This is a genomic window from Mycobacterium sp. SMC-4 (assembly GCF_025263265.1).
In the GTDB taxonomy this organism is placed as follows: Bacteria; Actinomycetota; Actinomycetes; order Mycobacteriales; family Mycobacteriaceae; genus Mycobacterium.
Window position 1 is genome coordinate 1,432,295 of record NZ_CP079869.1, and the last position, 24,121, is coordinate 1,456,415.

The 24,121-nt window shown below is 66.8% G+C and carries 25 protein-coding genes; 21 read left to right on the top strand and 4 right to left on the bottom strand.

Annotated elements, in window-relative coordinates:
- Window positions 1-303: 303 nt before the first annotated feature.
- Entirely contained in the window at window positions 304-570 is a 267-nt protein-coding gene (locus KXD98_RS06820) for a WhiB family transcriptional regulator (protein WP_260765024.1), read from the top strand.
- A 13-nt stretch (window positions 571-583) separates the two neighbouring features.
- On the opposite strand, the gene KXD98_RS06825 is transcribed toward KXD98_RS06820, so the two are convergent.
- A complete protein-coding gene (locus tag KXD98_RS06825; protein WP_260765026.1) occupies window positions 584-1,006 on the bottom strand; it encodes a metallopeptidase family protein in 423 nt (140 codons plus the stop codon).
- A gap of 132 nt (window positions 1,007-1,138) precedes the next feature.
- On the opposite strand from KXD98_RS06825, the gene KXD98_RS06830 reads away from it, so the two are divergent.
- The 4 genes from KXD98_RS06830 to manA all read left to right on the top strand — a co-directional run bounded on the left by KXD98_RS06830 (window position 1,139) and on the right by manA (window position 5,363).
- Window positions 1,139-1,558: a DUF3499 domain-containing protein gene (locus tag KXD98_RS06830; protein ID WP_260762688.1), complete on the top strand. Its 420-nt coding sequence runs from the start codon at window positions 1,139-1,141 to the stop codon at window positions 1,556-1,558.
- 75 nt (window positions 1,559-1,633) lie between these two features.
- Window positions 1,634-3,019, top strand: a complete 1,386-nt coding sequence (locus KXD98_RS06835) for a phosphomannomutase/phosphoglucomutase (RefSeq protein WP_260762690.1) — start codon at window positions 1,634-1,636, stop codon at window positions 3,017-3,019.
- On the top strand, window positions 3,016-4,131 hold the full coding sequence (locus tag KXD98_RS06840) for a TobH protein (RefSeq protein WP_260762692.1): 1,116 nt from the start codon (window positions 3,016-3,018) through the stop codon (window positions 4,129-4,131). The genes KXD98_RS06835 and KXD98_RS06840 overlap by 4 nt, the downstream gene beginning before the upstream one ends.
- 5 nt (window positions 4,132-4,136) lie before the next feature.
- Window positions 4,137-5,363: a mannose-6-phosphate isomerase, class I gene (gene manA / locus KXD98_RS06845; protein ID WP_260762694.1), complete on the top strand. Its 1,227-nt coding sequence runs from the start codon at window positions 4,137-4,139 to the stop codon at window positions 5,361-5,363.
- On the opposite strand, the gene KXD98_RS06850 is transcribed toward manA, so the two are convergent.
- Window positions 5,321-6,688, bottom strand: coding sequence for an NAD(P)/FAD-dependent oxidoreductase (locus tag KXD98_RS06850; protein WP_260762696.1), 1,368 nt, complete (start codon window positions 6,686-6,688; stop codon window positions 5,321-5,323). The two genes, manA and KXD98_RS06850, sit on opposite strands and share 43 nt — an antisense overlap.
- 56 nt (window positions 6,689-6,744) lie before the next feature.
- Between KXD98_RS06850 and KXD98_RS06855 the strand changes: the two genes are divergently transcribed.
- From KXD98_RS06855 to KXD98_RS06920, 14 genes are all read left to right on the top strand, one after another.
- A complete protein-coding gene (locus tag KXD98_RS06855) occupies window positions 6,745-8,250 on the top strand; it encodes an APC family permease (protein WP_260762697.1) in 1,506 nt (501 codons plus the stop codon).
- A 341-nt stretch (window positions 8,251-8,591) separates the two neighbouring features.
- On the top strand, window positions 8,592-9,803 hold the full coding sequence (locus KXD98_RS06860; RefSeq protein ID WP_260765027.1) for an alkane 1-monooxygenase: 1,212 nt from the start codon (window positions 8,592-8,594) through the stop codon (window positions 9,801-9,803).
- A complete protein-coding gene (locus KXD98_RS06865) occupies window positions 9,800-9,961 on the top strand; it encodes a rubredoxin (RefSeq protein WP_260762699.1) in 162 nt (53 codons plus the stop codon). The genes KXD98_RS06860 and KXD98_RS06865 overlap by 4 nt, the downstream gene beginning before the upstream one ends.
- A 105-nt stretch (window positions 9,962-10,066) precedes the next feature.
- Window positions 10,067-10,246, top strand: a complete 180-nt coding sequence (locus tag KXD98_RS06870; protein ID WP_260762700.1) for a rubredoxin — start codon at window positions 10,067-10,069, stop codon at window positions 10,244-10,246.
- Entirely contained in the window at window positions 10,243-10,905 is a 663-nt protein-coding gene (locus KXD98_RS06875) for a TetR family transcriptional regulator (RefSeq protein ID WP_396882609.1), read from the top strand. Before KXD98_RS06870 ends, KXD98_RS06875 begins: the two co-directional genes overlap by 4 nt.
- A 126-nt stretch (window positions 10,906-11,031) precedes the next feature.
- Window positions 11,032-12,495, top strand: a complete 1,464-nt coding sequence (ahcY, locus tag KXD98_RS06880; RefSeq protein ID WP_260762703.1) for an adenosylhomocysteinase — start codon at window positions 11,032-11,034, stop codon at window positions 12,493-12,495.
- Window positions 12,496-12,497: 2 nt separating this feature from the next.
- On the top strand, window positions 12,498-13,010 hold the full coding sequence (locus KXD98_RS06885) for a hypothetical protein (protein WP_260762705.1): 513 nt from the start codon (window positions 12,498-12,500) through the stop codon (window positions 13,008-13,010).
- Between the two features lie 10 nt (window positions 13,011-13,020).
- Window positions 13,021-13,659: a dTMP kinase gene (locus KXD98_RS06890; protein ID WP_260762706.1), complete on the top strand. Its 639-nt coding sequence runs from the start codon at window positions 13,021-13,023 to the stop codon at window positions 13,657-13,659.
- Between the two features lie 75 nt (window positions 13,660-13,734).
- Complete coding sequence (locus KXD98_RS06895) at window positions 13,735-14,304, top strand: hypothetical protein (protein WP_260762709.1); 570 nt, start codon at window positions 13,735-13,737, stop codon at window positions 14,302-14,304.
- 144 nt (window positions 14,305-14,448) lie between these two features.
- Window positions 14,449-15,135, top strand: a complete 687-nt coding sequence (gene mtrA / locus KXD98_RS06900; protein ID WP_098005155.1) for a two-component system response regulator MtrA — start codon at window positions 14,449-14,451, stop codon at window positions 15,133-15,135.
- 43 nt (window positions 15,136-15,178) lie between these two features.
- Window positions 15,179-16,819 (top strand): MtrAB system histidine kinase MtrB, encoded by a 1,641-nt coding sequence (mtrB, locus tag KXD98_RS06905; protein WP_260762716.1) that lies wholly within the window; start codon window positions 15,179-15,181, stop codon window positions 16,817-16,819.
- Window positions 16,819-18,576 (top strand): MtrAB system accessory lipoprotein LpqB, encoded by a 1,758-nt coding sequence (gene lpqB / locus KXD98_RS06910; protein WP_260765028.1) that lies wholly within the window; start codon window positions 16,819-16,821, stop codon window positions 18,574-18,576. Before mtrB ends, lpqB begins: the two co-directional genes overlap by 1 nt.
- A complete protein-coding gene (locus KXD98_RS06915) occupies window positions 18,573-18,953 on the top strand; it encodes a ubiquinol-cytochrome c reductase iron-sulfur subunit (RefSeq protein ID WP_260762717.1) in 381 nt (126 codons plus the stop codon). Before lpqB ends, KXD98_RS06915 begins: the two co-directional genes overlap by 4 nt.
- A gap of 197 nt (window positions 18,954-19,150) precedes the next feature.
- Window positions 19,151-20,029: a hypothetical protein gene (locus tag KXD98_RS06920; protein ID WP_260762719.1), complete on the top strand. Its 879-nt coding sequence runs from the start codon at window positions 19,151-19,153 to the stop codon at window positions 20,027-20,029.
- A gap of 1,066 nt (window positions 20,030-21,095) precedes the next feature.
- Here the strand turns inward: KXD98_RS06920 and KXD98_RS06925 are convergent.
- On the bottom strand, window positions 21,096-21,308 hold the full coding sequence (locus KXD98_RS06925) for a hypothetical protein (RefSeq protein WP_260762721.1): 213 nt from the start codon (window positions 21,306-21,308) through the stop codon (window positions 21,096-21,098).
- Window positions 21,309-21,381: 73 nt separating this feature from the next.
- Here KXD98_RS06925 and KXD98_RS06930 point away from each other — a divergent pair, with 73 nt between their 5' ends.
- Window positions 21,382-22,257 carry a secretion protein EccK gene (locus tag KXD98_RS06930; RefSeq protein WP_260762723.1) on the top strand — a complete coding sequence of 292 codons (876 nt, stop codon included), beginning with the start codon at window positions 21,382-21,384 and terminating at the stop codon, window positions 22,255-22,257.
- 11 nt (window positions 22,258-22,268) lie between these two features.
- Here the strand turns inward: KXD98_RS06930 and KXD98_RS06935 are convergent, their stop codons facing one another.
- On the bottom strand, window positions 22,269-22,937 hold the full coding sequence (locus tag KXD98_RS06935) for a PE domain-containing protein (RefSeq protein ID WP_260762725.1): 669 nt from the start codon (window positions 22,935-22,937) through the stop codon (window positions 22,269-22,271).
- 112 nt (window positions 22,938-23,049) lie between these two features.
- Here KXD98_RS06935 and KXD98_RS06940 point away from each other — a divergent pair, with 112 nt between their 5' ends.
- Window positions 23,050-23,895: a type IV toxin-antitoxin system AbiEi family antitoxin gene (locus KXD98_RS06940; RefSeq protein ID WP_260762727.1), complete on the top strand. Its 846-nt coding sequence runs from the start codon at window positions 23,050-23,052 to the stop codon at window positions 23,893-23,895.
- Window positions 23,896-24,121 lie beyond the last annotated feature (226 nt).

Below are 24,121 nucleotides of genomic sequence, written 5' to 3' on the forward strand. Positions count from 1 at the left end.
CTAGCGCTTGACCGGGGTAGCTATCGCGTGTGTAATCACACCAGTGTCATTCGCGGTTTCCCACCGGATTCGGTGTCGCAGACCGAGATTCGATCACTTGTTCGAATTGGGTGGCCACATGGTAATAGTGTCGGCTGGCATTTTACGGATCTACGAGACTGTGAGGAGGGGAACATGGCTTTTGAACAGGCCGATTTCGGTGAATCGGTGAATTTCGACATCAGGCTCCTCGGCTCGGTGGGAAGTGCGCCGCACATCCAGACCGAATCGACACCTGCGATGAATGCGCGCCCGCAATTGAGCTTGGTGCCCGATCGATTTGACGAATTCGGCGACGATTCCGAGGTTGCTGAAGATCAATGGCAGGAACGGGCGCTGTGCGCTCAGACCGACCCCGAGGCGTTCTTCCCGGAGAAGGGCGGCTCCACCCGCGAGGCCAAGCGCATCTGCATGGGTTGCGAGGTGCGCGACGAGTGCCTGGACTACGCCCTGGCCCACGACGAGCGCTTCGGCATCTGGGGCGGCCTGTCCGAGCGGGAGCGTCGTCGTCTCAAGCGCGGAATCATCTGACCCAACAGACACTCTAGTCGTCATCGATCGTCGGGTCGATGACCGACGGCTCCACCCCCAGATAGGTGGCCACCTGGGCCACCAGCAGTTCGTGCAACAGCTCGGTCAGCTCGACGGTGTCTTTGGCCCGTCGCTCGATCGGCTTGCGGAACAACACAATTCGGGCCCGCGTCGAGTTGCCGCGAACGTCCACCCCGGCAGGGATGAGGCGAGCCAGCGCGATCGGACCGTCGGCCACCACCTCGGCAGGCCACTGCACCGTGTGCGGGTCCTTCGGGGCGATCCGCGGAATCTCGTCGACGGCGACATCGAGCGCCGAGACCCGATCGTGCCACCGTCGCTCGATGGGCTCGTAGGCCTCCAGCACCGCCATGTCGAAGCGCTCGGCGCGACTGCGCCAGCCCGGAACGGACGGCGGGAGTAGTGGTCCACGCATCTCCCGGCCCCGCCGCGAGCCCCGATGCCTGCGCACGGTCACGAAAAAGATCGTAACGGTTGAGCTTCGGCCGCCTGCCGGCTGCGCGTGTCCGGCGCACCGGGAGCGACGGGCCACGATAACCTTCCGAGCGTGAATGTTCCCCGTCGCTGCTGCCGGCCTGGGTGCCCTCACTATGCGGTCGCGACGCTGACCTTCGTCTACTCCGACTCGACAGCTGTCGTCGGGCCTCTCGCGACCGTGTCTGAGCCGCACTCCTGGGACCTGTGCGTGATGCACGCCAGCCGCATCACCGCACCGCGCGGCTGGGAGCTGGTGCGCCATGCCGGTCCGCTGCCGACGCTGCCCGACGATGACGACCTGGTGGCATTGGCCGACGCGGTGCGGGAGGGCCGCGACGGCGCCGCAGCCGCGCACGGCTTCACCACCGGATTCAGCGACCCGGTGACCGGAGCGCACGGCGGCGCGTTGATGGCGCCGCCGGCACGACGACCGGAGACCAACGGACGTCGCCGCGGACATCTGCGAGTGCTGCCCGACCCCACCGACTAGGTCGATGTAGTACCGGTGCCCGACGGTGGCGACGGCTAGGCTGGACGTCAACCAGTCTGGAGTCCAAGGAGCACTATGTCCCGGCCCGCCGAGGCAGTACAGCGCGTCATCAAGGCCTACGACGTGCGTGGCCTCGTGGGCTCCGAAATCGACGAGCAGTTCGTCAGCGAGGTCGGTGCCGCGTTCGCCCGACTGGTCCGTGCCGACTCCACCCAGGTGGTCATCGGCCACGACATGCGCGCGAGTTCCCCGACGCTGTCGGATGCCTTCGCCGACGGCGTGCTGGCCCAGGGGCTGGACGTGGTGCGCATCGGTTTGGCCTCCACCGATCAGCTGTACTTCGCCTCCGGCCTGCTCGACTGCCCGGGCGCGATGTTCACCGCCAGCCACAACCCGGCCGCCTACAACGGCATCAAGCTGTGCCGCGCCGGCGCCAAACCGGTCGGCAAGGACACCGGGCTGATCACCATCAGCGACGAGGTGATCACCGGCGTCCCCGGTTATGACGGTCCGCGCGGCACCCTCTCCGACCGTGATGTGCTCGCCGACTACGGTCAGTTCCTGCGGTCGCTGGTCGACATCGACGCGGCGCGTCCGCTGCGGGTCGCCGTCGATGCCGGCAACGGCATGGCCGGCCACACCACTCCGGCCGTGCTGGGATCGATCCCGTCGATCACCCTCGAACCGCTGTACTTCGAACTCGACGGCACTTTCCCCAATCACGAGGCCAACCCGCTGGACCCGGCCAACCTGGTCGATCTGCAGTCCTACGTGCTCGAGACCGGGGCCGATATCGGATTGGCATTCGACGGCGACGCCGACCGCTGCTTCGTCGTCGACGAAAAGGGCCAGGCCGTCTCACCGTCGGCGGTCACCGCGCTGGTCGCCGCCCGCGAACTGACCCGCGAGATCGGGGCGACCGTGATCCACAACCTGATCACCTCGCGCGCGGTGCCCGAGCTGGTGACCGAGCGCGGCGGCACACCGGTGCGATCCCGGGTCGGCCACTCCTACATCAAGGGGCTGATGGCCGAAACCGGGGCGATCTTCGGTGGCGAGCACTCCGCGCACTACTACTTTCGCGACTTCTGGGGCGCCGACTCCGGGATGCTGGCCGCGCTGCACGTGCTGGCCGCGCTCGGTGAACAGGACCGGCCGCTGTCGGACATGATGGCCGACTACCAGCGCTACGAGGCTTCCGGCGAGATCAACTACACCGTGACCGATGCGCCCGCGGTCGTCGACTCGGTGCTGCAGGCATTCGTCAGTCGCACGCACGCCATCGACCACCTCGACGGGGTGACCGTCGACCTCGGTGACGGCAGCTGGTTCAACCTGCGTATGTCCAATACCGAACCGCTGCTGCGGCTCAACGTCGAGGCCCGGACCGTCGAGGACGTCGCCGCTCTGGTCGACGAGATTGGTGCCCAGATCACCTCGGGGACAAAGGAACTGACGTGAACGCGGGTTCGCTGTCGGCCGCGGTCGTGGATCTCGATGACACCGAGGGTCTGCTGACCGCCGACCGCGACGGTCTGCTGCGGGCCGCGTCGATGGCCGGCGCGCAGGTCCGCGCCACCGCGGCCGCGCTCGACGAAGGCGTTTTCGATTCACTGCGCGCCGACGGCCCGCCGCGCACCGTGGTGTGGGTGGCCGGACGGGGCAACGCCGAGACCGCGGCCGCGCTGCTGGCCGCGCTGCTGGGCGGGACGATCGGCGCGCCCCTGGTGGTCGCGGCCGAGGCGCCGCCCTGGCTCGGCGCACTGGACGTGCTGATCGTCGCCGGTGACGACCCCGCTGACCCCGCCCTGGTCTCGGCGGCTGCCACCGGGGTTCGCCGCGGCGCCCGCGTCGTCGTCGTGGCCCCCTACGAAGGCCCGCTGCGCGACGCGACCGCGGCCCGCGCGGTCGCGCTGCCGCCACGGCTGCCCGTGCCCGACGACTTCACGCTGGTGCGTTACCTCGCTGCCGGCCTGGCCGTGCTGCTGACCACCGCGCCCGGGTTCACCGTCGACCTGAGTGCGCTGGCCGACGAGCTCGACGACGAGGCGCTGCGCAACAGCGCCGCCCGAGACACCTTCACCAATCCCGCCAAGGAACTGGCCCAGCGGATGATCGGCCGTGATGTCGTGCTCGCCGGTGACACCGCCCCGATGCGGGCGCTGGCCCGGCACGGTTGCGCGGTGATGTTGCGGCTGGCCTACCGGTCGATCGGCGCAGCCGGGCTGGCCGATGTGCTGGTGGCCCTGGCCGGCGGGTGGGGGAGCGCCGGCGGCGCGGCCCCTTCGATCTTCCACGACGACGAGTTCGACGGGCCGTTGCCGGACCGCACCCGCACCGTGGTGCTGACCACCGACGCCGACCGGCCGGCGGTGTCGGCGCGGTTGCGCGGTTTCGACGACGTCGACGTGATCAACGCCGGCGACGTGCCAGACATCGGGGCGAGCAGGGGGAATCAGGAGGCGCCGGGTTCAGCAGCGATGCCCGCGACCGCGCGTCCTGAGCAACAAGTTGCGCTGTTGGCCGTTCGCCTGGAGATGGCGGCGGTCTATCAGCGGTTGATTCGAGGTTGAGGCGAGTGCATCTGCTGAGGGGAGCGGTGCGGACCTACGCGTGGGGTTCGCGAACCGCGATTGCCGAGTTCACCGGGGCGCCCAGTCCGACGCCCCATCCCGAGGCCGAACTGTGGTTCGGTGCGCACCCCCATGATCCGGCCTATCTGCAGACCGGTGACGGGGAGCGCTCGTTGCTCGACGCGGTGCGGGGCAATCCCGAAGGGGAACTGGGTGCTGCGCTGCGGGGCCGGTTCGGCGACACGTTGCCCTTCCTGGTCAAGGTGCTCGCCGCCGGCGAACCGCTGTCGTTGCAGGCCCACCCCAGCACCGAACAGGCGATCGAGGGATTCGAGCGCGAAGACCGCCTCGGCATTCCGGTGTCGGCGCCCAACCGCAATTACCGCGACCGCAGCCACAAGCCCGAAATCATCGTCGCGCTCAGTCAATTCGAAGCGCTGGCCGGGTTCGCGCCGGCGGCCCGCTCGGTGGAACTGATGCGGGCTCTCGATGTCGCCGAGCTCGACCCGTACATCAACCTGCTGTGCGGACAGCCCGACGCCGACGGCCTGCGGGCGCTGTTCACCACGTGGATCACCTACCCGCAGCCCGACCTCGAGGGACTGGTGACCCGGGTACTCGACGGCGCGATCAGCTATGTGTGTTCCGGTGCAACAGAATTCGCGCGTGAAGCCAGGACCGTGCTGGAGCTCGGTGAACGCTATCCCGGCGACGCCGGTGTGCTGGCCTCCCTGCTGCTCAACCGGCTGTCGCTGAACCCCGGTGAGGCGATCTACCTGCCGGCGGGCAATCTGCACGCCTACCTCGAGGGAGTCGGAGTCGAGGTGATGGCGAACTCCGATAACGTGTTGCGTGGTGGTTTGACGCCCAAGCACGTCGATGTTCCGGAACTGCTGCGGGTGCTGGACTTCGAGCCCGCCCGCGAGTTGCTGGTGCCGACCGAGCTGCGCGGGGACGGCGCCGAACTGGTGTACCGCACCCCCGCGCCGGAGTTTGCAGTGTCGGTGCTGACCGTCGACGGGGATCGCCTCCGGCACGAAATCGACGCCCCCACCGAACATGACGGCCCGCAGATCTTGCTGTGCACCCAGGGAACGGTGACGGTGTTCGCCAAGGGTGATTCGGTCACCATGCAGCGGGGTGCGGCGGCATGGGTGGCCGACGACGAGGGTCCGATCCGGTTGTCAGCTCAGGAGCCCACCCGGTTGTTCCGCGTCACCGTCGGGTTCTGAACCCGTTCGGCGGCCCACAGTCGCAGATTGTGCTTGACGGTGCGACCGATCAGTTTCCCCGAGGGCACCATGTAGAGGCTGTCGAGCAAACTGAATCGCCGCAGAAACCATTCGGCCAGAACAGGATCGGTCTCCGCGGCGCCGAGGAATTGGTCGAATAGCGCGCCCACAGGTCGATACCACCACGGTGCGAAGCCCGCAGCCCCGTGCATCGTGTGATCGCCGATCGCGTTCATCGTCCACACCGGGTAGGTGCGCTTGGCGACGGCTCGCGCGAACGTCGTCGCGATGTCGTCTTCCGGGCCCTGCAGTGCCCGCCGTAGCTGGGCGGCCTGTAGCGAGGTCATCGTCATACCTTGGCCGAAAGTGGGATTGAAGCTCGCGACCGCGTCGCCGAACGGCAGGATGCCCGCCGGGAAGCGGTCGAGTTTGTCGTAGCGACGCCACCGGCTGGTCGGGTACTTGTGCAGCGCCACCTCCGAAATTGGCTGCGCCTGGCCGAGAGCCTCGCTGATGTGGGGCGGCAGTACTTCTGCGGCCAGCGCGCGCATGCCGTCGAAATCTCTGGGCGGTGCCACTTTCGCGACTCCGAACGTGGTCAGACCCCAGGTGCCGTCCTCGTAACAGAGCATGCCCAAGCCCAGGGGCTGCGCGCGCGATGCTCCGGCCACCACCACCTTCTCGGCGATCAGACCGTCGGGAATATCCAGCGCCACACTGGCATAGCCGATACCGACATGCACCGTGTTCTCCTGTGGGCGCTCAAAACCCCACTGCTGCAACCAGGCCGGCAGTCGGGTGCCCCGGCCCGTCGCGTCGACGACCAGATCGGCATCGATTGTCGCACCGTCGTCGGTGCGCACGCCTGTGACGCGGTGACCGTCGGACACGGGTTCGTCGACGCCGCGGTGCAGCACCGTGACGTTGGGCAGACTGGTCACCCGCCGACGGATCTGCCACTCCAGGTACGGCCGGCTGGGCACGTAGGCGGTGAACTCGTCCTGCAGACGGTGCGCCGTGCCGAGCACATGGCCGGCCGCACCGAAGTGGATGCAGTCCGGCCGGTTCTCCAAGATCGGCACGCCGGCGGCCACCAGGTCGTCGAGCAGTCCGGGAAACAGTGACTCGAACTCCTGCGCGCCGCGTGCCATCAGCAGGTGCACGTGGCGTCCCTGCGGGACGGCCGGCCGGTGACCGGGTTGATCGGGCAGCGTGTCGCGTTCGAGCACCGTGACGCGATCAGCGAAGTCCGACAGCACCGTGGCCGCACAGCATCCGCCCAGACTGGCCCCGATGACGACCGCGTGTTTGAAAGTCCGCCCCATGGGGTGAAGGTAGTCCGATACATTCCGCTTCAAACATGACGAAATGAGGACGGCCGATGACCGCGGAGCCGACGGCGCCGATCCCCAGCAGGTGGCGCACCAAATCGGTAGAGCAGTCGATTGCCGACACCGACGAGCCCGACACCAGGCTGCGCAAGAACCTCGGCTGGTGGGACCTGACGGTCTTCGGGGTCTCGGTGGTGATCGGCGCCGGCATCTTCACGATCACCGCGTCCACCGCTGCCAACATCACCGGCCCGGCCATCTCGGTGTCGTTCATCCTGGCTGCCATCGCGTGTGGGCTGGCCGCGCTGTGCTACGCCGAGTTCGCCTCGACGGTGCCCGTCGCCGGCAGCGCCTACACGTTCTCCTACGCCACCTTCGGCGAGTTCGTGGCCTGGATCATCGGCTGGGACCTGATCCTGGAGTTCGCCGTCGCGGCGGCGGTGGTGGCCAAAGGGTGGTCCAGTTATCTGGGCACGGTGTTCGACTTCGGCGGCGGTATCACCGAAGTCGGTGGGCTGCAACTGGATTGGGGCGCGCTGCTGATCATCGCGTTCGTCACCGCCATCCTGGCGTACGGCACCAAGCTGTCGGCCGGGGTGAGCCTGGCCATCACCGTGGTCAAGGTCGCGGTGGTGCTACTGGTGGTGATCGTCGGATCGTTCTACATCAAGGCCGCCAACTTCACCCCGTTCATCCCGCCCGCCGAGCCGGGCGAATCCGGCCGCGGCAGCGGCGGCGTCGAGCAGTCGTTGTTCTCGCTGCTGACCGGCGCCGAGGGCAGCAACTACGGCTGGTATGGCCTACTGGCCGGCGCGTCGATCGTGTTCTTCGCCTTCATCGGTTTCGACATTGTCGCGACCACCGCCGAGGAGACAAAGAATCCCCAACGCAACGTGCCGCGCGGCATCCTGGCCTCGTTGGGCATCGTCACCGTCCTCTACGTCGCTGTCGCTGTTGTGCTGGCCGGCATGGTCAGCTACCGGGACCTGCGCGAGGAGCCGACGAAGAATCTGGCCACTGCCTTCGCGATGAACGGCGTGGACTGGGCGGCCAAGGTGATCTCGATCGGTGCGCTGGCCGGGTTGACCACCGTGGTGATCGTGTTGGTACTGGGCCAGACCCGGGTGTTGTTCGCGATGTCGCGCGACGGGCTGCTGCCGCGCCAGCTGGCGCGCACCGGGTCGCGCGGCACACCGGTGCGCATCACGCTGCTGGTCGGATTCGTGGTGGCGGTCACCGCGACGGTCTTCCCGATCGGCAACCTCGAAGAGATGGTCAACATCGGCACGCTGTTCGCGTTCGTCATGGTCTCGGCAGGGGTGATCGTGCTGCGGCGCACCCGCCCGGACCTCAAGCGCGGATTCCGGGCGCCGTGGGTTCCGCTGCTGCCGATCCTGGCGATCATCGCGTGCGTGTGGCTGATGCTGAACCTGACCGGACTGACCTGGATCCGGTTCGGCATCTGGATGGCCCTCGGTGTGGCGGTGTACTTCCTCTACGGTCGCCGGCATTCACTGCTCGGCAAACGCGCCGCAGCTACGACGCCCACCCGCTGAGCCCGGGCGCCACACCGCCGGGCGCCGGCCCGGTCGACGGCGAGGTTCTGCCCAACTGTGCAGCGAATGGACTGCACACGTGGCACAGGCTGGCGTTCAAGGTCGGATAGCCGCAGGCCGGGCAGCAGGATGCGGGTGCCGGACCAGGGGTGAACGCTGGCATTGCTGCTCCTCTCGTCGATGCCGATTTGTTACCCCGTCGGCCGATATTTACTCCTCAACAAATTTGAATCCTTCTGTTTTACAAAACATGCTTTTGTGTCTAGACATCCGACAAATACCGCTCTATAGTCAAGGTCGAGCCAGTGATCGCACTCACAGGAGGAGGCAACCCGGTGACCATGCAAGACACACCGCAGATCGACGTGGAGCAGTGGCGTGACAAAAAGCGCTACCTCTGGCTGATGGGGCTCATCGCCCCCACCGCGCTGTTCGTGATGCTGCCGCTGGTGTACGCGTTCAACCAGTTCGGCTGGCACGGTGCGGCGCAGGTGCCGTTCTGGATCGGCCCGATCCTGCTGTTCATCCTGTTGCCGACGCTGGACCTGTTGTTCGGCCCGGACGGGCAGAACCCGCCCGACGAGGTGATGGAGCGGCTGGAGAACGACAAGTACTACCGCTATTGCACCTATCTGTACATCCCGTTCCAGTACGCCAGCGTCATCCTCGGCGCCTACCTGTTCACCGCGTCGGACCTGAGCTGGCTCGGCTTCGACGGTGCGCTGAGCTGGCCGGCCAAGATCGGTCTGGCGCTGTCGGTGGGCCTGCTCGGCGGGGTGGGGATCAACACCGCGCACGAAATGGGCCACAAAAAGGAGACATTGGAGCGCTGGCTGGCCAAGATCACCCTGGCGCAGACCTTCTACGGGCACTTCTACATCGAGCACAACCGCGGACACCACGTGCGGGTGGCCACTCCCGAAGACCCGGCCTCGGCGCGCTTCGGTGAGACGTTCTGGGAGTTCCTGCCGCGCAGCGTGATCGGTGCGCTCAAGTCCGCCTGGGAGCTGGAGGCCAAGCGCCTGGAGCGCGCCGGCAAGAGCAAGTGGCACTGGTCCAATGACGTGCTCAACGCGTGGGCGATGTCGGCGGTGCTCTACGGCGCGCTGGTCGCGGTGTTCGGCTGGGCGCTGATTCCCTACATCCTGATCTCGGCGGTGTTCGGCTTCTCGCTGTTGGAGACGGTCAACTATCTCGAGCATTACGGTCTGCTCCGGCAGAAGCTGGAGAACGGTCGCTACGAGCGTTGCGCGCCGGCGCACAGCTGGAACTCCGACCACATCGTCACCAACCTGTTCCTGTACCACCTGCAGCGGCACAGCGATCATCACGCCAACCCCACCCGGCGCTACCAGACGCTACGCAGCATGGAGGGTGCACCGAACCTGCCCAGTGGCTACGCGTCGATGATCACGCTGACCTACATCCCGCCGCTGTGGCGCAAGGTGATGGACCACCGGGTGCTCGACCATTACGACGGCGATTTGAGCCGCATCAACATCCACCCGCGGGTGCGTGACAAGGTGCTGGCCCGCCACGGAGGCCGCGGGTGAACGGCTACCGCTGCCCGGGGTGTGACTACGTCTACGACGAGGCCAAAGGTGCGCCGCGGGAAGGCTTCCCGCCCGGCACGCCGTGGGAGGACATCCCCGAAGACTGGTGCTGTCCGGACTGCGCGGTGCGCGAGAAGCTCGACTTCGAACCGGTGTGAACCCCCGTTGAGACTGCGCTCAGGGCGCAAAGTGCGAGTGCGCCTCGCCCTGAGCGCAGTCTCAAACGCCCTGAGCGCAATCTCAATCCACAGAAAGGAAGAGCGATGGACTACAAGCTGTACGTCTGCGTGCAATGCGGCTTCGAATACGACGAAGCCAAGGGCTGGCCCGAAGACGGCATCGCCCCGGGCACCCGCTGGGACGACATCCCCGAGGACTGGAGCTGCCCGGACTGCGGCGCGGCCAAGTCGGACTTCGACATGGTCGAAGTCGCGCGGCCGTGACCGCGGCTCGGGCGACGGGAAGCGATAATGTCGCGACTGTGGCCAAGCCTGCGACACAGCGCATCACCTACGCCGAGGCGTCGCGGGTGCTGTTGCGCGACTCGATCCTCGACGGCATGCGCGAGCTGCTGCTCACCCGCGACTGGTCGGCGATCACCCTGTCCGATGTCGCCAAGGCCGCCGGCATCAGCCGCCAGACCATCTACAACGAGTTCGGATCCCGGCAGGGGCTGGCGCAGGGCTACGCGCTGCGGCTGGCCGACCGGCTCGTCGACCAGATCAACGACGCGATCGGCAACAACATCGGCGACCTCTACGCCGCCTTCCTGCAGGGGTTCCGCGACTTCTTTGCCGAGTCGGCCGCCGACCCGTTGGTCATCTCGCTGCTCACCGGCACCTCCAAGCCGGACCTGCTGCAGCTGATCACCACTGACAGCGCGCCGATCATCACCCGCTGCTCGGACCGCCTGACCCAGTCCTTCGTGGAGAGCTGGGTGCGGTGCAGCCAGGAGGACGCCGGCGTACTGGCCCGAGCCATCGTTCGGCTGGCGATGAGCTACATCTCGATGCCCCCGGAAGCCGACCATGACGTCGCCCGAGACTTGGCCCGATTGATGACGCCGTTCGCCGAACGCTACGGTGTTATCGATACCCCGTAGCTGTCAGTGCGCCGCCGCTTCCGAAACGCATGAGCGCCTGTCCCGCGAGCCCGCAGGCTACCGGTGTCGCCACGCACAGCTGTGCGCTCACAGGCAATGACGAACGACATATATAAGGGGCTCTCCATGACTGGACCCAAACTGACCGCCGACAGCCGCAATGGCATCGACTACAAGGTCGCCGACCTGTCGCTGGCCGAATACGGCCGCAAAGAGATCGGCCTGGCCGAACACGAGATGCCGGGCCTGATGGCGCTGCGCCACGAATACGCCGAGGTGCAGCCCCTCAAGGGTGCCCGGATCTCCGGCTCGCTGCACATGACCGTGCAGACCGCGGTGCTGATCGAGACGCTGACCAGCCTCGGCGCTGAGGTCCGGTGGGCGAGCTGCAACATCTTCTCCACCCAGGACCATGCCGCGGCCGCGGTCGTCGTCGGCCCGCACGGCACCCCCGAGGAACCCAAGGGCACCCCGGTGTTCGCGTGGAAGGGCGAAACCCTCGAGGAGTACTGGTGGGCCGCCGAGCAGATGCTGACCTGGCCGGGCGAGCCGACCAACATGATCCTCGACGACGGCGGTGACGCCACCATGCTGGTGCTGCGTGGCGCGCAGTTCGAGAAGGCCGGCGTGGTGCCGCCCGCCGAAGACGACGATTCGGCCGAGTACAAGGTGTTCCTGAACCTGCTGCGCGAGCGCTTCGAGACCGAGAAGGACAAGTGGACCAAGATCGCCGAGGCGGTCAAGGGTGTCACCGAAGAGACCACCACCGGTGTGCTGCGGCTCTACCAGTTCGCCGCGGCCGGTGAGCTGGCCTTCCCGGCGATCAACGTCAACGACTCGGTCACCAAGAGCAAGTTCGACAACAAATACGGAACCCGCCACTCGCTGATCGACGGCATCAACCGCGGCACCGACGTGCTGATCGGCGGCAAGAAGGTGCTGATCTGCGGCTACGGCGATGTCGGCAAGGGCTGCGCGGAGTCGCTGGCCGGTCAGGGTGCCCGGGTGGCCGTCACCGAGATCGACCCGATCAACGCGCTGCAGGCGCTGATGGACGGCTTCGACGTGCGCACCGTCGAGGAGGCGATCGGCGAGGCCGACATCGTCATCACCTCGACCGGCAACAAGGACATCATCACCCTCGACCACATGAAGGCGATGAAGCACCAGGCGATCCTGGGCAACATCGGCCACTTCGACAACGAGATCGACATGGCTGCTCTCGAGCGTTCGGGCGCCAAGAGGATCAACATCAAGCCGCAGGTCGATCAGTGGATCTTCGACAGCGGCAAGTCGATCATCGTGCTCTCCGAGGGCCGTCTGCTCAACCTGGGCAACGCCACCGGACACCCGTCGTTCGTGATGAGCAACAGCTTCTCCAACCAGGTCATCGCCCAGATCGAGCTGTGGACCAAGAACGACGAGTACGACAACGAGGTCTACCGCCTGGCCAAGCACCTCGACGAGAAGGTCGCCAAGATCCACGTCGAGGCGCTCGGCGGCACGCTGACCAGGCTCACCAAGGATCAGGCGGAGTACATCGGCGTCGACGTCGAAGGCCCGTACAAGCCGGAGCACTACCGCTACTGAGCATGGTGATTTCGGCGCGCAAACGCACCCTGGCGGTGCGTTTGCGCGCCCGAATCGCGCTCGGTGCGTGCGTGCTGCTGGCGCTGACCGGGTGCCAACAGCAGCAGACCGACACCGAAGACCCCGCACCTCGACCGGCGCTGGAAGTCCGCCACGACACCGAGGAACTGGCTCGGATCTTCCCGCCGCTGGGCGAGCCGCTGTCGGCGTCGTGGATCACCTGGGACAACACCGACCTGGCCGACGGATCCGCGGTGCGGGTGGTCTGGACCGACGCCGTCGTCGACATCGCGCCCGAAACGATGACCGACCTGGTCGAGGGGAACTACACCGAAGAATCCGATCAGCGGCCGGCCGTGCAGAAGGTTCTCGAACCAGCGGTGCCGCCGGGGCCGTTTCGCACCGGCGTGGACCTCAACATCATTTTCGGCGCCAACGAGAACAGCACCCGAGTGTTCCTCGACGAACAGACCAACACCGTGGTGCTGCAGTCCTACCGCATGGAACGGGCTTAGGCTCGCCGGCGTGCTCATCGTCATCGAGGGAGTCGACGGGGCGGGCAAACGCACGCTGACCGACGGGTTGCGCTCCGGATTCCAAGCCGCCGATCGCTCGGTGGCCCACCTGGCGTTCCCGCGCTACGGGGTATCGGTGCACGCCGATCTGGCCGCCGAAGCACTGCACGGTGCGCACGGCGACCTCGCCGACTCGGTGTACGCGATGGCGGTGTTGTTCGCGATGGACCGGGCCGGTGCCCGCGCCGACATCGAGCGGCTGTGCGCGGACAACGATGTGGTGATCCTCGATCGGTACGTGGCCTCCAACGCCGCCTACAGTGCCGCGCGGCTGCATCAGGGCGCCGACGGCGACGTGGTGGGCTGGGTGCGCGATCTCGAATACCGCCGGCTGGGACTGCCCGCCCCGGATCGGCAGGTGCTGCTCGACGTGCCGGCCGAACTGGCCGCCCAACGCGCGGTGAACCGGGCCGCCCAGGACGCCGACCGCGCCCGCGACGCCTACGAGCGTGACGACGGGCTGCAGCGCCGCACCGGCGCGGTCTACGCCGAACTCGCTGCGGCGCACTGGGGCGGCCGCTGGGAGGTGGTGGGGCCCGACGTCGATCCCGGCGAGCTGGCAGACCGGTTGCTCGCCGAAGCGTTCTGACTGCGCGGTAGACACCCAGCGGCTATGCTCCCGTCACGGGGGTCGCTCAGGCGACATGGGCAACGGGGGATATCGATGACTACCAGCGTCGGTTCATTGGCACTTCTCGACGACGTGGTCGGCCGCCTGCGCTCGGCGGGTGAGCAATTCGACCGGGGCAACCTCGCCGCTGCCACCGCGCTGGCCGGACAGATCCGCGAGACGGTGCGGCTGATCGACGAGCTGGGCCTGACCGGCCGGCTGACCTGGGTGGATACCGCCGGCGTACCGAACCCCAAAACGCAGTGCGCCACCGCATGCCTGGCCCTGACGAAGGTCGGCAACAAGTCGGTGGGCCATTGCGAATACGTACCGAAGATGAGTCTGTATCCGCCCGCGCCGATCCGCACCCGCGACGGTGGTCACATCGACCGTGGCTCACGGATCCCGTTCGAGCACTGGTGGACCAACCCGGTGCTGCGCGACGTCGACGGCACCGAATACTCCCGTCGGCAACTGGTGCTGAACATGGCCACGCGGCGCGGAGGTGCCGACTCCAGCGACCCGGTGCCGGCCAGCATCCGGCAGATCGCCTACGAAGTGCTGCAGTCGATCGCCCAGCAGCACACCGTCATCGACGACCCCGCCTTTCGGTTAGCGGGCTGACCCGGCCTTAGCTGACCCGTGCTCCATGGGCCGGACTTTGGGGGCGCCACCGGCCAGCTATCGGCGACGTCTGCCGGCGATTTTGCGTCTGCCACGTGAAACGCCCGGTGTGGTAGCACCGGTTTATCGCAATTCGGTGCCACCATGGACACCATGAGGCAAAGGATCCTGGTCGTCGACGACGACCCATCGCTGGCCGAGATGCTCACCATCGTGTTGCGCGGTGAGGGCTTCGACACCGCGGTCGTCGGCGACGGCACTCAGGCGTTGACGGCTGTGCGGGAACTGCGGCCCGATCTGGTGCTGCTGGATCTCATGCTGCCCGGCATGAATGGCATCGACGTGTGCCGAGTGCTGCGCGCGGATTCCGGTGTGCCGATCGTGATGCTGACGGCCAAGACCGACACCGTCGACGTCGTCCTCGGGCTGGAGTCCGGCGCCGACGACTACGTGATGAAGCCGTTCAAGCCCAAAGAGTTGGTCGCCCGGGTGCGGGCGCGGCTGCGCCGCAACGAGGACGAGCCCGCCGAAATGCTGTCCATCGCCGACGTCGACATCGACGTTCCGGCGCACAAGGTGACCCGCAACGGCGAGCAGATCTCGCTGACGCCGCTGGAGTTCGACCTGCTGGTGGCGTTGGCGCGGAAACCGCGTCAGGTGTTTACTCGTGATGTGCTGCTCGAACAGGTGTGGGGCTATCGTCACCCCGCGGACACCCGTTTGGTGAACGTGCATGTCCAGCGCCTGCGGGCCAAGGTCGAGAAAGACCCGGAGAACCCGCAGGTGGTGTTGACCGTTCGAGGAGTGGGATACAAGGCCGGACCCCCGTGAGTTTTCACGGCTCCGCCGTGGGCGCGACCGCTCGGCGGTCGCCGTGATCTTCGGCTCGCGGCGGCGTATTCACCGCCGCTCGGCGCCGCTGATCCGAGGGCTGGGCGCACTCGGTCGGGCGATCAGCCTGGCGTGGCGACGCTCGCTGCAGCTGCGGGTGGTGTCGCTGACCTTGGGTCTGTCGCTGGCTGTCATCCTGGTGCTGGGCTTCGTGCTGACCAGCCAGATCACCGACCGGATCCTGGAAGTCAAGGTCGGCGCGGCGACCGAGGAGATCGAACGCGCCCGCACCACCGTCAGCGGAATCGTCGGCGGCGAGGAAACCCGCTCCCTCGACAGCAGCCTGCAACTGGCCCGCAACACCCTCATCGACCGCAAAGCTGACGCCGGGCCGGGGCTGGCCGGCGCATTCGACGCCGTGCTGATCGTGCCCGGGGACGGGCCGCGCGCGGCCACCGCGGCCGGGCCGATCGACCAGATCCCCGACACCCTGCGCGAGTTCGTCAAAGCCGGTCAGGTCAGCTATCAGTACTCCACCGTGCACGCCGACGGCTTTGCCGGACCGGCGCTGATCGTCGGCAGCCCGACGTCCTCACCGGTCACCAATCTCGAGCTGTACCTGATCTTCCCGTTGAACAACGAAGAATCGACGATCGCGCTGGTGCGCGGAACGATGGTCACCGGCGGCGTGGTGCTGTTGGGGTTGCTGGCCGCGATCGCGCTGCTGGTGGCGCGCCAGATCGTGCTGCCGGTGCGGTCGGCGTCGCGCATCGCCGAACGGTTCGCCGAAGGGCACCTCAGCGAGCGGATGCCGGTGCGCGGTGAGGACGACATGGCCAGGCTGGCGGTGTCGTTCAACGACATGGCCGAAAGCCTGCACCGCCAGATCACCCAGCTCGAGGAGTTCGGCAACCTGCAGCGGCGCTTCACCTCCGATGTCAGCCACGAACTACGCACGCCGCTGACGACGGTGCGGATGGCCGCCGACCTGATCCACGACCACTCCGAAGACCTCGAGCCGGCGCTGCGTCGCTCGATCGAACTGATGGTCAACGAACTCGACCGGTTCGAGTCGCTGCTCAACGACTTGCTCGAGATTTCCCGCCACGACGCCGGCGTGGCCGAACTGGCGGTCGAGGCGGTCGACCTGCGCACCATCGTGCAGAGCGCGCTGGACAACGTGGGCCACCTGGCCGAGGGTGCGTCGGTGGAGTTGGTTTTCGACCTGCCGTCTGACGAGGTGATCGCCGAGGTGGACCCGCGACGGGTGGAGCGCATCCTGCGCAACCTGATCGCCAACGCGATCGATCACGCCGAGCACAAGCCGGTGCGCATCCGGATGGCCGCCGACGAGGACACCGTCGCGGTGACCGTACGCGACTACGGGGTGGGCTTGCGGCCCGGCGAAGACAAGCTGGTGTTCTCCAGGTTCTGGCGGGCCGACCCGTCGCGGGTGCGGCGCTCCGGGGGCACCGGGCTGGGCTTGGCGATCAGCATCGAAGATGCGCGACTGCACCAGGGTCGCCTGGAAGCATGGGGTGAACCCGGTAAGGGGGCGTGCTTCCGGTTGACGTTGCCGCTGGTGCGCGGCCACAAGGTGACCAGCAGTCCGCTGCCGGTCAAGCCGATCGACGAGCCGCCGGTTGCCGGACGGTTGCGCGAGCCCGCGGAGGAATCCGTGTGATGCGCCTCCTGATCTCGGCACTGGCGGTGGTGGCGATGGTGGTGAGCGGATGCGCCGGTGTGCCCAGTTCGTCGTCACCGCAAGCTATCGGCACGGTGGAACGGCCCGCACCGCCGAGCCTGCCCAAGCCCACGCCGGGGATGGATCCCGACGTGTTGCTGCGTGAATTTCTCAAAGCCACCGCAGATCCGGCGAACAGGCACCTAGCCGCGCGGCAGTTCCTGACCGAATCGGCGTCGAGCACCTGGGACGACGCGGGCAGCGCGCTGCTGATCGACAACGTCGTCTTCGTCGAGAACCGTTCGCCGCAAAGGGTTTCGGTGACGATGAAAGCCGATATCCTGGGTTCGTTGTCGGATGTAGGGGTGTTCGAGACGGGGGAGGGCGCGCTGCCCGATCCGGGGCCCATCGAACTGGCCAGGACACCGGACGGGTGGCGCATCGATCGTCTACCCAATGGAGTGTTCCTGGACTGGCAGCAGTTTCAGGCCACTTACAAGCGGCACACGTTGTACTTCGTCGACCCGACCGGCAAGACCGTGGTGCCTGATCCACGCTATGTCGCGGTGTCCGACGCCGACCAGCTGGCCACCGAACTGGTCAGCAAGCTGATCACCGGGCCGCGCCCGGAGATGGCCAAGACCGTACGCAACCTGCTCGGGCCGCCGCTGCGGTTGCGTGGGCCGGTGACACGCGCCGATGGCGGTCGTACCGGCGTCGGTCGCGGTTACGGCGGGGCGCGCATCGATCTGGAGAACTTGTCGACGACCGATCCGATCAGCCGTCAACTGCTTGCTGCACAGGTGATTTGGACATTGTCGCGGTCGGGGGTCAACGGGCCGTATGTGATCAACGCCGACGGCGCCGCGCTCGACGACCGGTTCGCCGAAGGCTGGAACACCGTCGACGTCGCCGCGACCGATCCGGGAGCCGCCGACGGAGCCGCGGCCGGCCTGCACGCTCTGGTCGGTGGATCCTTGGTGTCACTGGACGGTCCAAGGGCGCCTCGGGTACCGGGTTCGTTCGGTCAGATCCCGGGACAGACCGCCGCATCGCTGTCCCGCAGCGGGCAGGAAGTGGCGTCGGTCATCACGCTGCGCCCGGGCGCGCCCGACGTCGCCTCATCGCTGTGGGTTGGGCCCTTGGGCGGCAACGCTTCCCAAGTCTTGGACGGGCGCACGTTGAGCAGACCGTCGTGGGCGCTCGACGATTCGATCTGGGTTGTGGTCGACGGGCTCAACATCGTGCGGGTGATCCAGGATGCGTCGGGGCAGCCGGCGCGGATTCCGGTGGACTCGTCGCCGGTGTCGACGCGGTTCCCCGGGGTGATCGGCGAGATGCAGTTGTCCCGCGATGGCACGCGGGCTGCCCTGGTGGTCGAGGGACGGGTGATCCTGGCCGGGGTGGAGCAGACGCCCGACGGCGGTTACATGCTGACCTATCCGCGACGGCTGGGATACGGGTTGGGCGACAGTGTGGTGTCGTTGTCGTGGCGGACCGGTGACGACATCGTCGTCACCCGGACCGACCCGCAGAGTCCGGTGTCCTACGTCAACCTCGACGGGGTCAATTCCGATGGGCCCAGCCGCAACCTGCTGATGCCGGTGACCACGGTGGCGGCCAACCCGTCGACGGTGTACGTGGCCGATCAGCGAGGCGTGCTGCAGCTCTCCGGTGCAGGCGCCGAGGGTGAGCCGGGCTGGGTGGAGGTGCGGCCGTTGATGGCCGGCGGTGCGTTGCCGGTGCTGCCGGGATGACGCCGGTGTTTCGCCGCCGGACGGCGCTGGCCGGTGCAGGCTTGGGAGCAATCGCGGTCACGGCGTGTTCGGGCGCAGAGCCAGTTTCGCGGGAGCCGGGCGAAGAGATCGTGGCGGCCGCCGATGTCCCGGTCGGGTCCGGGGTGATCGTCGGCGACGTGGTGATCACCCAACCCGCAGCGGGGCAGTACCAGGGGTTTTCGGCGATCTGCACGCATACTGGGTGTCTGCTGAACAAGATCGACGACGCAACGATCAACTGTCCGTGCCATGGCAGTCAGTTCAGCCTCGACGGTGCCGTGGTATCTGGACCTGCCCAGCGGCCGCTGACGACGGTTAACGTTCGTGTGCAGGGCGATTCGATCGTGTGGGGCTAACCTGTTTGCTGAGGTGGGGGAGGGAAAATTGGTGTCATCGTGGGGGTTGGAGGGCCGGTAGCATGGCCGGTCATGGGGTGTGATCGCCGGGCTGGTGGGGTCGGATAAGCGTGTCCGTGCCGCCAATACCGCCGGGGGGCGGTCCTGAGTCTTACCGACGGCGCTGGGTCATCGTCGGTGTCGCGTTCGCGGCGGTGGTGGCTCTGGTCGTCGGGCTGCTGGTTTGGCAGGGCAGGGCCGCTGACAGTCCCTCGGTTGCCGATGACGGACTGGATCGGACGGTGGGGCTGCTGACCGAGAAGGATCCCGTCTGCGACGACTGGATTCGGTATGCGAATGAATTGGCGGCTGCAACGGAGGAATGGTCCGCGATCGACAAGACAATCTCGGCCGGACGATGGACCCCTGAACAGCGTGCAGTCGTCGAGCGTGCTGCAGAGGCAATGGCACTCGCAGCGAATCAATTTGAATCGATATTGCCCACGGCTCGGAACGTTGTATTGCAGGAACTGATCGCTCAATCGATCGTATTCTGGCGCAAATTTGTGGACCGGGTGCCCATTTACGCCCGAGCAGACTCAGTGATTGCTGGAGTTGCGGGCAATTTTGGATCGGCAACGACCTTCATGTGCACTGCTGCGCCGATCGTCCTAGCGAGAAACTTCACAAACGAAACCGCAACGTCTTCAGCAGAACATCCTGGTGACTTGACGCCCTTCATCTCTGCCACTGATGGGGTCTGTCAAGAATTCGTTGCGTTGTTAGATCGTCAAAATAGAGTGTTGCGAGGGTGGGCTTCCGGCAACCCTGCTGTCCCGGCCGCCGATTGGACCGCTGATGAACGGAAACTGAATGAGGCGGCGATCCCAGTGCTGGAAGCCGACGCATTGCAAGCGCGAATGATGGCCGAAGGCACCGACAATTACATTCTCTCGGACCTCTTGACTACATACCGTGCGTACTTGCGTGCGTTTACACAAGCCCTACCGGAGTACGAGCCGGACGACGGTCAATTATGGAAGGTCGCCACCTTTCTCGGTGGCGGTATAGGTGCTGCGTGTAGGGCCCCGCTGTGAGTTGGTGGCAAACAGATCGGCACACTGGTGCGTACGGTGGCCGCACGGTCGTGCCGCCGGCGTGGCCTGAAGTCGACGAGCAAATGCTGGCGAAAGCCGCTCTCGAGTTTGAGACGGTCAGAGACGAGATTCGCACATCGGTCATTCCCGCCCTGAGAATCCAAATGATGTCGATCGCCGATGCTTGGGAAGGGGGCGGGTCCGAAGCAGCCCTCCGCGAAGCTAGCGCGATAATTAGCCAACATGAGCGGAACGCGAACCTTGCCGATGGAATATCGAAGAAGCTTCGCAGTATGGAGAACTCAGTCCTGAAGACAAAAATTGCGGCGAACGGTAATGCCGATTCAACTCAAAAAGATTGTGAGGAAACAAGCCGAACCACTGCGGACCCGGCGGTCGCGGAGACGCTGAATGAAGGGAGGGTCGGCGTTGGATTGAGTGAGAACATGCAACTCGTGTCCTCAAATGCCGTGGAGCTTGCCGGAAATATTGGGGCGCCGCCGGGCACACCTGGGGGTGACGGCAAGATGCCTGGCGACATGCTCCCGCCGACTGTGGTAGGCGACGAATCATGGGGAAGTAGCCACTACGATCCGAAGCAATCTAGTGCGCCGCAGTACTTCCATGCCGGATATTCCACGAGTGAATCCGCTACGGGTGGCGGGCGCACTGCCGGTAGTCCGCCCGGCCACAGCATGGTTACACAGCCGGTGAATCCTTCTGGCAAATCAGCTGTACCGCCATCCGCCTCCCCGGCAAGCCCGGGTCAACAGGCGCCGCAAAGCGGCTCGGGCGGTCTCGTCGGAAGTTCGCCCGGCGGCGGCTCGTCCGGGATAGGCGGCGGCAGTGGCGGTTCCGCTGGGTCGTCAATGGGATCGTCTTCGGGTTCAAGCTCTGGCGGCGGTTCAGGGTCAGGTTCCGGGAGTGCCGTCAAGGGCGACGCCAGTAGCGTGACGGGTTCCTCCGGCACGGCCTCGCCCGCTGTCTCGGGCGCCGCTGGCGACAAGTCCGCCGCCACGGCCGCTCGGCCGTCAGGCGGCGGTATGCCCTCGGCCCAGCCCATCGCTCAGTCGCCGTCTGCGCCCTTGAGCGCGCCGGCTCCCGCGGCACCACCGGCTCCGCCGCCCGCGCAGCCCGCAGCTCCGGCAGCGACCACACCGGCGTCGTCACCAGGCGTCACTGGCACATCGGGCGGCAGTTTCGGCAGCGCCCCGGCCGGCGGTGTCCCCTCCAGTGGAGCGCCCGTCGCACCTCCGGTGCCGCTGGGTCCTCCGACCACCCCTGGAGCTCCGGCCCCGGTGCCACCTGGAACGCCAGGCGCCGGCGCCGCACCTGCTCTCGGTGGGCCGGGCGTGGCCCCGGCATCTGCCAGCACCACCTCATCTGCGGCTGGGCCTGCGCCCGTTCCGGTTTCGGCGGCGCGCGCAGAACGCGACGCGGTCGCGACCGCGGCGACTGCCGCCGCGCTGCGTCGCCAACAGCGCGGCAATGATCCCACCCAACTCGCGCGCCGCATCGCAGCAGCGCTGAACGTCAACATCTTCGACTTCGGTTTCTACTGGGTCACCGGCCTCACCACCGACAACACCATTGTGGTCGCGAACAGTTACGGCATCGGCTATATCCCCGCGAATGTCCGTTTGCCGGAAGGTGTTCAGATGGCCACCGCCGACGAGTCCATACCCGCGGCCGACCGCGCCCGCTGGGCCACCTACCCGATTCTTGCCGTGCAGGGATGGGCCCAGCATCACAATCAGCGACTGCGACTGGTGATCGCCACCGAGGATCAGTTCCACGGATTCGACCCCGGCGTTGCCAAGATCGTCCTACAGCCGGAAGACGTCCCCGAGGACGGGACAATGCAGGGCCGCGATCGTCTTGAGGTCATCGCGTTCGGTGCCGCGGCGACGCTGGCTGCCACCACCGACGACAACCTGTCGAAGCTGCTGCCACCGGCGCACACGGATAGTTCTGCGCCAGAGAGTAATTCGGCTGAATTGTGGTTCGAAGTCTGTAAACCGCTGATGAGTACGTCCACCGCACGGGTCGGTGCGCACCTAGCGGCCATGCAGACCTATTCCGATCACGCGATGCGCTCGGCCCTCCACGCGGCGCAGATTGCCACCGAGGTAGCCGAGCAGCGCAATGCCATCACCGACTGGGTCTACTGGCAGCACGAGAACAGCATCATCGCCGAAGCGATCGCAGCGACACCGGTAAGTAGCTGAGCTGCCGCAGATTACACGTCGATCGGGTTGACACGATCGGTGCCACGCTCGTCCTCTGCCACCGACTCGGGCACTCGCTCCTCCGCCGACTCCCCGGACTCGGCGCTGGAATCTGCCGCCAGCTGCTGCTCTGCGTTGGCGAACTGGTCGAGCGTCGGCGCCGAAGCGTTGTCACCTTCAGACGTCTCGAATTGCCCTGTCATCTGGGAGATTTGCTGTACCGCGCCTTGCGCGCCCTGCATGACTCCCTGCGGCGCCGATGCCGCCATTCCGGCCAGCTGCGCCGGCGCCTGGGCTACCTGGCTGCCCATCTGCATCGCGGTACTCATGAACTGCCCAGACTGGCCGCCCGCCCCTGCGCCACTGCCTGCCGTCGCCGCGGCCGTCGAAGGAGCCAGCTGCGTGTCGGCGACCGTGCGGATCTCCTCGCCGCCGCTCTGATCAGTCGACTGATAGGCAGCGCGAGCACCGGACAGATTCGCCGCGAACCGCTGCTCTCGCGCGTGAGTCTCGGCCACCGCGGCGGTGAGTTCGGCTGAGATCCCGGGCATGACCGCCGCGATCATGGTGCTCATCGGGTCCCCGCCGGCCGGGATGCCCGGCACCGGCGGGACGCTGACAACCGCGGGGTCCCACGTCAGCGCCGGGGGATCGACCTTCAAGGGTGGTGGATCGCCCATGGGTCCCCTTTCGCCGCGACATTCAGCGTTGAGATTACCGGAGTTCCCTAGGGGTTATCCGCGTCAGATTTCGAGTGGGGGATTTGTCACCCGGTCTGCGCAGACTGCCGCCATGACAGAGCCGTTCATCGGCAGCGAGGCCCTGCGCGCCGGCCGCCTGACGCGTCACCGGCTGCGCACCGACTTTCAGCCGATTTACCCAGATGTGTACTTGCGTCCCGGGGACCCCTTCACCGCCGCCACCCGGGCGCAGGCGGCCTGGCTGTGGACACGGCGCGAGGGCGTCGTCGCGGGCCGATCCGCCGCGGCGCTGCACGGAGCGAAATGGACTGACCCACGGTGGCCCGCGGACCTCCTGTGGACGAATCGCCGTGCGCCGCGTGGAGTCCGCGTGTGGTCTGATCGTCTCGCCGACGACGAGATCCAGGTGTGCGGCGGCATCACGGTCACGACGCCGGAGCGCACCGCGCTGGACATTGCGTGCCGCTACCCGCCACTGCATGCCGTCACCGTGCTCGACGCGCTGACACGGGCAACCCGACTCAAGGCCGCCGATGTCGACGTCCTGACGGAGCGCTACAAGGGCCGCCGCGATATTCGACGAGCACGGGAGTCGCTCGACCTTCTCGACGGAGGTGCGGAATCTCCCCAGGAGACGCGCATCCGACTAATGGTGATCCGCAACGGGTTTCCTCGCCCGGAGACTCAGATCCCCGTCTATGACGACTTCGGTGCCTTGGTCGCCGTGCTCGACATGGGGTGGAAGGACCTCAAGATCGCGATCGACTACGAGGGCGACCACCACCGGTCGACGCGCGAGGAGTTCAACAAAGGGATCCGCCGCCACGATGCCGTCACCGAACTGGGCTGGGACGACATTCGGGTGACAGCGCTCGACAGTGAGGGCGGGGTCATAGGGCGGTTGGCGGACAGTTGGCGTCGTCGGTTGTGCGGCTAGGGCGGAGATTCGGGCGATTTTCCGCCGTGAGCGCACAACGGGCGAGGATGGCCGCCGTGAGCGCACGCTCGACAGTGAGGGCGGGGTCATGGGGCGAGTTGCGGAGAGTTGGCGTCGCCGAACGTGCGGTGAGGGCGGGAATTTGGGTGTTTTTCCGCCGTGGGTGCACGTTCGGCGCGCGGGACCGCGCCGCGAGCGGAGGCATGTCACACTGCCCGAGCACACT